We start from the raw sequence: 8,112 nt of genomic DNA on the forward strand, positions 1-8,112 counted from the left end.
CCGTCGGAGTTAGCACAATCCGGTGCCGGGGGTTAACCCGGCACCAGTGACCTGTTTGAGCGAGAATTACTCGTCTTCCAGTTCGATGTTGATACCCAGCGAACGAATCTCTTTCAACAGTACGTTGAAGGATTCTGGCATGCCTGGTTCCATCTGATGGTTGCCGTCCACGATGTTTTTATACATCTTGGTACGACCGTTCACGTCATCAGACTTAACGGTGAGCATTTCCTGCAGGGTGTATGCCGCGCCGTATGCTTCCAGCGCCCACACTTCCATCTCCCCGAAGCGCTGACCACCGAACTGTGCCTTACCACCCAGCGGCTGCTGAGTAACCAGGCTGTAAGAACCGGTAGAACGAGCGTGCATCTTGTCGTCGACCAGGTGGTTCAGTTTCAGCATGTACATGTAACCTACGGTTACTGGACGCTCAAACTGTTCACCGGTACGGCCGTCAAACAGCGTAATCTGACCAGACGTTGGCAGACCACCCAGTTGCAGCAGCTCTTTAATTTCAGCTTCTTTTGCACCGTCGAATACCGGCGTTGCAATTGGCATACCTTTGCGCAGGTTCTCTGCCAGACGCAGCACTTCTTCATCGCTGAAGGTGTTCAGGTCGACTTTCTGACGCACGTCGGTACCCAGATCGTAGGCACGCTGGATGAATTCGCGCAGTTTCGCGACTTCCTGCTGCTGTTTCAGCATGGCGTTGATCTTGTCGCCGATACCTTTCGCAGCCATACCCAAGTGAGTTTCCAGGATCTGACCAATGTTCATACGAGACGGTACGCCCAGTGGGTTCAGTACGATATCTACCGGCGTACCGTTAGCATCGTGCGGCATATCTTCGATCGGGTTGATCTTAGAGATAACACCCTTGTTACCGTGACGACCTGCCATCTTATCACCAGGCTGGATCTGACGTTTAACGGCCAGATACACCTTAACAATCTTCAGCACGCCTGGTGCCAGATCGTCGCCCTGAGTGATTTTGCGGCGTTTCGCTTCGAGTTTTTTCTCGAACTCGTGTTTCAGTTCGTCATACTGCTCAGCCAGCTGTTCCAGCTGATTTTGTTTCTCTTCGTCGGTCAGACCGAGTTCCAGCCAGCGATCGCGTGGCAGTTTGTCGAGCTTCTCAGCTTCAACGCCACCGGCAACCAGCACCGCATAGATACGGCTGAACAGACCTGCTTCGAGGATCTGCAGTTCTTCAGACAGGTCTTTCTTAGCCTGTTTGAGCTGCATCTCTTCGATTTCCAGCGCACGCTTATCTTTCTCAACGCCATCACGAGTGAAGACCTGAACGTCGATAACCGTACCGGAAACACCGTTTGGTACGCGCAGAGAAGAGTCTTTAACGTCAGACGCTTTCTCACCGAAGATAGCACGCAGCAGTTTCTCTTCTGGGGTCAGCTGGGTTTCACCTTTCGGCGTCACCTTACCTACCAGAATGTCGCCGCCGGTCACTTCCGCACCGATGTAAACAATACCGGATTCATCCAGCTTGGAGAGCGCAGCTTCACCCACGTTAGGGATGTCGGCAGTGATCTCTTCTGGCCCCAGCTTGGTGTCACGGGACACACAGGCCAGTTCCTGAATGTGGATGGTGGTGAAACGATCTTCCTGAACCACACGCTCGGAGACGAGGATGGAGTCTTCGAAGTTGTAACCGTTCCACGGCATGAACGCTACGCGCATGTTCTGACCGAGCGCCAGTTCACCAAGGTCGGTGGACGGACCGTCTGCCAGCACGTCGCCGCGCTCAACTGGCTCACCCAGAGATACGCAAGGCATCTGGTTGATACAGGTGTTCTGGTTAGAACGGGTGTATTTGGTCAGGTTGTAGATGTCGATACCCGCTTCGCCCGGATACATCTCGTCTTCGTTAACTTTGATAACGATACGGGATGCGTCAACGTACTGAACGGTACCGCCACGCTTAGCAACTGCAGTAACACCGGAGTCAACGGCAACAGCACGTTCCATACCGGTACCAACCAGCGGCTTATCAGCACGCAGAGTTGGAACGGCCTGACGTTGCATGTTCGCACCCATCAATGCACGGTTGGCGTCATCGTGTTCCAGGAACGGGATCAGGGACGCACCGACGGATACCACCTGCTGGGTGGATACGTCCATGTAGTCAACCTGGTCGCGGCTGAACAAGCTGGATTCGCCTTTGCTACGGCAGGTAACCAGATCTTCTACAAAGTGGCCTTCGTCATCCAGGTTGGAGTTCGCCTGAGCGATAACGTAGTTGCCTTCTTCGATAGCAGACAGGTAATGAATTTCGTCGGTAACCACACCGTCGGTCACTTTACGATACGGGGTCTCAAGGAAACCGTATTCGTTTGTCTGTGCGTACACGGACAGGGAGTTGATCAGACCGATGTTTGGACCTTCAGGCGTTTCGATTGGACATACACGACCGTAGTGAGTTGGGTGTACGTCTCGAACTTCAAAGCCTGCACGTTCACGGGTCAGACCGCCTGGGCCGAGTGCAGAGATACGACGTTTGTGCGTGATCTCAGACAGCGGGTTGTTCTGGTCCATGAACTGGGACAGCTGGCTGGAACCGAAGAACTCTTTCACTGCTGCAGAAATCGGCTTGGCGTTGATCATATCCTGAGGCATCAGGGTATCCAGATCGCCCAGAGACAGACGCTCTTTCACCGCACGCTCTACACGTACCAGGCCAACGCGGAACTGGTTTTCCGCCATTTCGCCAACGGAACGGATACGACGGTTGCCGAGGTGGTCGATATCGTCCACTTCGCCTTTACCGTTACGGATATCGATGAGCTTCTTCATCACTTCAATGATGTCGTCTTTGCTCAGGATACCGGAACCTTCGATTTCGTCGCGCAGCAGAGAACGGTTGAACTTCATACGACCTACCGCGGACAGATCGTAGCGGTCTTCGGAGAAGAACAGGTTCTCGAACAGGCTTTCAGCCGCTTCGCGAGTTGGTGGCTCACCAGGACGCATCATGCGGTAGATTTCTACCAGCGCGCTCAGACGATCGTTGGTTGGGTCGACGCGTACAGTCTCAGAGATGTACGGACCGTGGTCCAGATCGTTGGTGAACAGCGTTTCGATACGTTTGTGGCCAGACTGGCTCAGCTTAGCCAGCAGATCCAGGCTCAGCTCCATGTTCGCCGGGCAGATCAGCTCGCCAGTTGATTCATCAACGTAATCTTTCGCGGCTACTTTTCCTGCAATGTATTCAACCGGAACTTCGATGTGTTTGATATCATCTTTTTCCAGCTGGCGGATGTGGCGCGCGGTGATACGGCGACCTTTTTCCACATACACTTTGCCGTCGGCTTCGATGTCGAACGACGCGGTCTCACCACGCAGACGTTCCGGCACCAGCTCCATCTGCAGCTTGTTGTCGCGGATTTCAAAGATCACTTTCTCAAAGAACAGGTCCAGGATCTGCTCAGTGGTATAGTTCAGTGCACGCAGAATGATGGTTGCAGGCAGTTTACGACGACGGTCGATACGGACAAACAGGTTGTCTTTTGGATCGAACTCGAAGTCCAGCCATGAACCACGGTAAGGAATGATGCGTGCGTTATACAGTACTTTACCGGAAGAGTGTGTTTTACCTTTATCGCTGTCGAAGAAGACGCCCGGGCTACGATGCAGCTGGGAAACGATAACACGCTCAGTACCGTTGATAACGAAAGTACCGTTGTCTGTCATGAGTGGAATCTCACCCATGTAGACTTCTTGTTCTTTAATGTCTTTTACGGTGCCTTCCGGCGCTTCGCGCTCGTAGATCACCAGACGCAGTTTTACGCGCAGCGGTGCGGAATAGGTCACGCCACGGATCTGACATTCCTGAACGTCAAACACCGGTTCGCCAAGGCGGTAGCTGACGTACTGCAGCTCGGAGTTACCGCTGTAGCTCTGAATCGGGAACACGGAACGGAAGGCTGCTTCCAGACCGTACTGCCCTTCAGGATCTTGCTCGATAAACTTCTGGAACGAGTCAAGCTGGATAGAAAGGAGATATGGAATGTCCAGAACTTGTGGACGTTTACCAAAATCCTTACGAATACGTTTTTTCTCGGTATAGGAGTAAACCATAGGGTTCCTCAGCTCGCTGACAAGTCGACCCATCTGCCCGACGAAGGGACAGTTTGTGCAACACCATTTTGTGGACCGGAAAATTGAATACTTTCCGCAATACCTGTTGCTATCACGCTTAAACCATTTCATTGCGATTTACACAGAGCGAGCACCCTGTCGCAGTATATTAAGTCGTCGATAGAAACAAGCATTGTCAGGACAATCAGCAGTCAAACAGTGTGAAATGCTACTGATGCCTTACAGCGCAAAAAGGCTGGTGACTAAAAAGTCACCAGCCATCAGCCTAATTGCTTAGGCTGCAACCAGAAAAGTTGGCTTATTTAACTTCAACTTCAGCGCCAGCTTCTTCCAGAGATTTTTTCAGTGCTTCTGCGTCGTCTTTGCTCACGCCTTCTTTCAGCGCAGCTGGAGCAGATTCTACCAGGTCTTTAGCTTCTTTCAGACCCAGGCCAGTTGCGCCACGTACTGCTTTGATAACAGCAACTTTGTTCGCGCCAGCAGCTTTCAGAATTACGTCGAATTCAGTTTTTTCTTCAGCAGCTTCAGCCGGGCCAGCAGCTACAGCTACAGCAGCAGCAGCAGAAACACCGAATTTTTCTTCCATTGCAGATACCAGCTCTACAACGTCCATTACGGACATAGCTGCAACTGCTTCAATGATTTGATCTTTAGTGATAGACATTTAAATTGTTCCTGAAAATCAGAATAAGTTTATACGTAAGCAAATGCTTTATAAAGATAACTGCGATTAAGCAGCTTCTTTCGCATCGCGTACAGCAGCCAGAGTGCGAACCAGTTTGCCAGCCGCAGCTTCTTTCATGGTTGCCATCAGGCGTGCAATTGCTTCTTCGTAGGTCGGCAGGGTTGCCAGGCGATCGATTTGCGATGCCGGGATCAACTCACCTTCAAAGGCTGCAGCTTTGACCTCAAATTTTGCATTCGCTTTCGCGAACTCTTTGAACAGACGAGCAGCAGCGCCCGGGTGTTCCATAGAGTATGCAATCAGGGTCGGACCAACAAACGTGTCTTTCAGGCACTCGAACTGAGTACCTTCAACTACGCGACGCAGCAGGGTGTTACGAACAACACGCATGTATACGCCAGCTTCACGACCTGCTTTACGCAGTTCAGTCATTTTGTCTACAGTAACGCCACGGGAATCCGCAACTACTGCAGACAGCGCGCCTTTGGCTACTTCGCTGACTTCAGCAACAATCGCTTGTTTGTCTTGAAGATTTAAAGCCATTAGCTTTGCTCCTGGATGTTTGCCGGAACTCATGTTCCGGAACTCACTTCACTCAACCCAACGGGAAGAGCGTCTTAATACGGTGAGCAGAAACAAGCCAGAGTATTAAAAATAATCTTAGCGTTCTGTCACCGTCTACGCAGGGGATTAAGTTTCTTGCGAAACACCTGCGGTCTTCGACGGAGGCCTGGATAGGCCAGGCTCCAACGAACAAATCTTTTAGCCGCTAACTTTCGTTAGCAAACGTGGGGGTAAGATTGTAGACAAAATCACCGCCCACGTAAAGGCATTAGTTTGCAGCAGCGCTCAGGCCAGCCTGGTCAACTGCAACACCTGCACCCATGGTGGTGGAGATGCTAACTTTCTTGATGTACACGCCTTTCGCCTGAGTTGGTTTAGCTTTTTTCAGCGCAACCAGCAGAGCTTCCAGGTTTTCTTTCAGTTTGTCAGCGTCAAAGTCCACTTTACCGATGGTGGTGTGGATGATGCCGTTTTTGTCGTTACGGTAACGAACCTGACCTGCTTTAGCGTTCTTAACCGCTTCAGCAACGTTAGGGGTTACAGTACCCACTTTCGGGTTTGGCATCAGGCCGCGTGGACCCAGAACCTGGCCCAGCTGGCCAACAACGCGCATTGCATCTGGAGAAGCAATAACAACGTCAAAGTTCATTTCGCCTTTCTTGATCTGATCAGCCAGATCTTCCATACCTACCAGTTCAGCGCCGGCAGCTTTAGCAGCTTCAGCGTTTGCACCCTGAGCAAATACAGCTACGCGAACGGAACGGCCAGTACCGTGTGGCAGTACAGTTGCGCCACGAACGTTCTGATCGGATTTACGAGCATCGATGCCCAGGTTAACGGCAACGTCAACGCTTTCAACGAACTTAGCAGTCGCCAGTTCTTTCAGCAGAGCAATAGCTTCGTTGATGTCGTACTGTTTGGTCGCATCAACTTTGTCACGGATCACGGACATGCGCTTGGTCAGTTTAGCCATTTCTTAGTCCTCCACTACCAGGCCCATGGAACGTGCAGTACCTTCGATGGAGCGAGTCATCGCTTCAATGTCGGCACCAGTCATGTCGGCAGCTTTGGTCTGCGCGATTTCCTGCAGCTGAGCGCGGGAAATTTTACCCACTTTGTCTTTGTTCGGTTTACCGGAACCAGACTTGATACCAGCCGCTTTCTTCAGCAGAACTGCTGCTGGAGGGGTTTTGGTAACGAAAGTGAAAGAACGGTCAGCGTAAACAGTGATTACGACTGGGATTGGCAGACCTTTTTCCAGGGATTCAGTTTTTGCGTTGAACGCTTTACAGAATTCCATGATGTTCACACCCTGCTGACCCAGAGCTGGACCAACTGGTGGACTTGGGTTCGCCATACCAGCTGCAACCTGCAGCTTGACGTAGGCTTGTACTTTCTTAGCCATTCTAAAATCCTCTGATTGGGTAATAGCGCCTCAGGGAGGCTCCCCGTGAATAAAATTCGTTTTACGGGCCGGGACCCATAAAAACAAAAGGCGCGAAATTGTATTCCAATCCCGCGCCTTGTGCAACGATTAAATCGTCGCTTTTTTGATCGCTGCTTAGGCTTTTTCTACCTGGGCAAAGTCCAGCTCTACCGGGGTCGCACGACCGAAGATAGAAACAGAAACTTTCAGGCGGGACTTCTCATAGTCCACTTCTTCAACCACGCCATTAAAGTCAGCAAACGGACCGTCATTAACACGAACCATTTCACCCGGTTCAAACAGCGTTTTCGGACGCGGCTTATCACCCACCTGCTGCAGGCGGTTCATAATCGCATCAACTTCTTTGTCGCTGATTGGCGCCGGACGGTCAGACGTGCCGCCGATAAAGCCCATCACACGCGGCACGCTGCGCACCAGGTGCCAGCTCGCGTCGTTCATAACCATCTGAACCAGCACGTAACCCGGGAAGAATTTGCGCTCGCTTTTGCGACGCTGGCCACCACGGATCTCAACCACTTCTTCGGTCGGAACCATAACTTCGCCAAACAACTCTTCCATGTTGTGTAATTTGATATGCTCACGCAGCGACGTTGCTACGCGGCCTTCAAAACCGGAAAACGCCTGAACGACGTACCAGCGCTTTTTAGGGGCTTCAGACATCTCAGAACCTCAGGCCAGTGATAAAGGATACCAGGCGAACCAGAATACCATCCAGTCCCCACAGGATCAGTGACATTACAGCGGTTACCGCCGCTACGATCAGCGTGGTGTGCAATGTTTCCTGGCGAGTCGGCCAAATGACCTTGCGGACTTCGGTACGCGCTTCGCGGGCAAACGCAACGGTCGCTTTGCCTTTTGTCGTCAACAGCGCGACACCACCCGCCGCAGCAATCAGAATTACCACTGCAAGCGCGCGTAGCGGCAGCATCATGTCACGATAAAGATAGTTGCCGACAATCGCCACAATCAGCAGCACGGCTACAACTACCCATTTCATCGCTTCCAGGCCGCGCCCGCTCCCTTGAGCTTCGGTATTCGCACTCATAAACCAACCTGTCAGAAGTATTCTACAAACATTTTCACCCCGCGAGTGCGAGGCAAACCAATCGAAATGCTATTCGCTTTTCGTATTATACGCTCTCCGCAGAGCCTGTCTCAGCAATGATTATGACAAAATTAATCACTGATGAGCCAGGTTCTGATGTGAAAGCGTGCAAAAAGGGCATCAAATGATGCCCTTTTATTGCGCATTGCGTCAAATGTTATCAGCGATTAGCCGAGAACTTTAGCAACAACGCCC

At 51.6% G+C, this 8,112-nt stretch carries 7 protein-coding genes; all 7 read right to left on the reverse strand.

Annotation, left to right across the window (positions count from 1 at the left end; all coding sequences use genetic code 11):
* Positions 1–66: 66 nt before the first annotated feature.
* The 7 genes from rpoB to secE all read right to left on the reverse strand — a co-directional run bounded on the left by rpoB (position 67) and on the right by secE (position 7,857).
* Positions 67–4,095, reverse strand: a complete 4,029-nt coding sequence (rpoB, locus tag INF77_RS22480; RefSeq protein WP_015569976.1) for a DNA-directed RNA polymerase subunit beta — start codon at positions 4,093–4,095, stop codon at positions 67–69.
* 319 nt (positions 4,096–4,414) lie between these two features.
* On the reverse strand, positions 4,415–4,780 hold the full coding sequence (gene rplL / locus INF77_RS22485) for a 50S ribosomal protein L7/L12 (RefSeq protein ID WP_002445276.1): 366 nt from the start codon (positions 4,778–4,780) through the stop codon (positions 4,415–4,417).
* Between the two features lie 66 nt (positions 4,781–4,846).
* Positions 4,847–5,344, reverse strand: coding sequence for a 50S ribosomal protein L10 (rplJ, locus tag INF77_RS22490; protein WP_003862338.1), 498 nt, complete (start codon positions 5,342–5,344; stop codon positions 4,847–4,849).
* Between the two features lie 289 nt (positions 5,345–5,633).
* Positions 5,634–6,338 carry a 50S ribosomal protein L1 gene (rplA, locus tag INF77_RS22495; protein WP_006810530.1) on the reverse strand — a complete coding sequence of 235 codons (705 nt, stop codon included), beginning with the start codon at positions 6,336–6,338 and terminating at the stop codon, positions 5,634–5,636.
* Between the two features lie 3 nt (positions 6,339–6,341).
* The gene (rplK, locus tag INF77_RS22500; RefSeq protein ID WP_008503452.1) at positions 6,342–6,770 is read right to left on the reverse strand and encodes a 50S ribosomal protein L11; all 429 of its coding nucleotides are present in this window, start codon (positions 6,768–6,770) and stop codon (positions 6,342–6,344) included.
* A gap of 156 nt (positions 6,771–6,926) precedes the next feature.
* Positions 6,927–7,472 carry a transcription termination/antitermination protein NusG gene (nusG, locus tag INF77_RS22505; protein ID WP_003862341.1) on the reverse strand — a complete coding sequence of 182 codons (546 nt, stop codon included), beginning with the start codon at positions 7,470–7,472 and terminating at the stop codon, positions 6,927–6,929.
* A gap of 1 nt (position 7,473) precedes the next feature.
* A complete protein-coding gene (gene secE, locus INF77_RS22510; RefSeq protein WP_003862342.1) occupies positions 7,474–7,857 on the reverse strand; it encodes a preprotein translocase subunit SecE in 384 nt (127 codons plus the stop codon).
* Between the last annotated feature and the right edge of the window lie 255 nt (positions 7,858–8,112).

Origin of the sequence: Enterobacter cloacae complex sp. P1B (assembly GCF_014982345.1) — a bacterium.
GTDB classification, from domain to species: Bacteria; Pseudomonadota; Gammaproteobacteria; order Enterobacterales; family Enterobacteriaceae; genus Enterobacter; species Enterobacter bugandensis.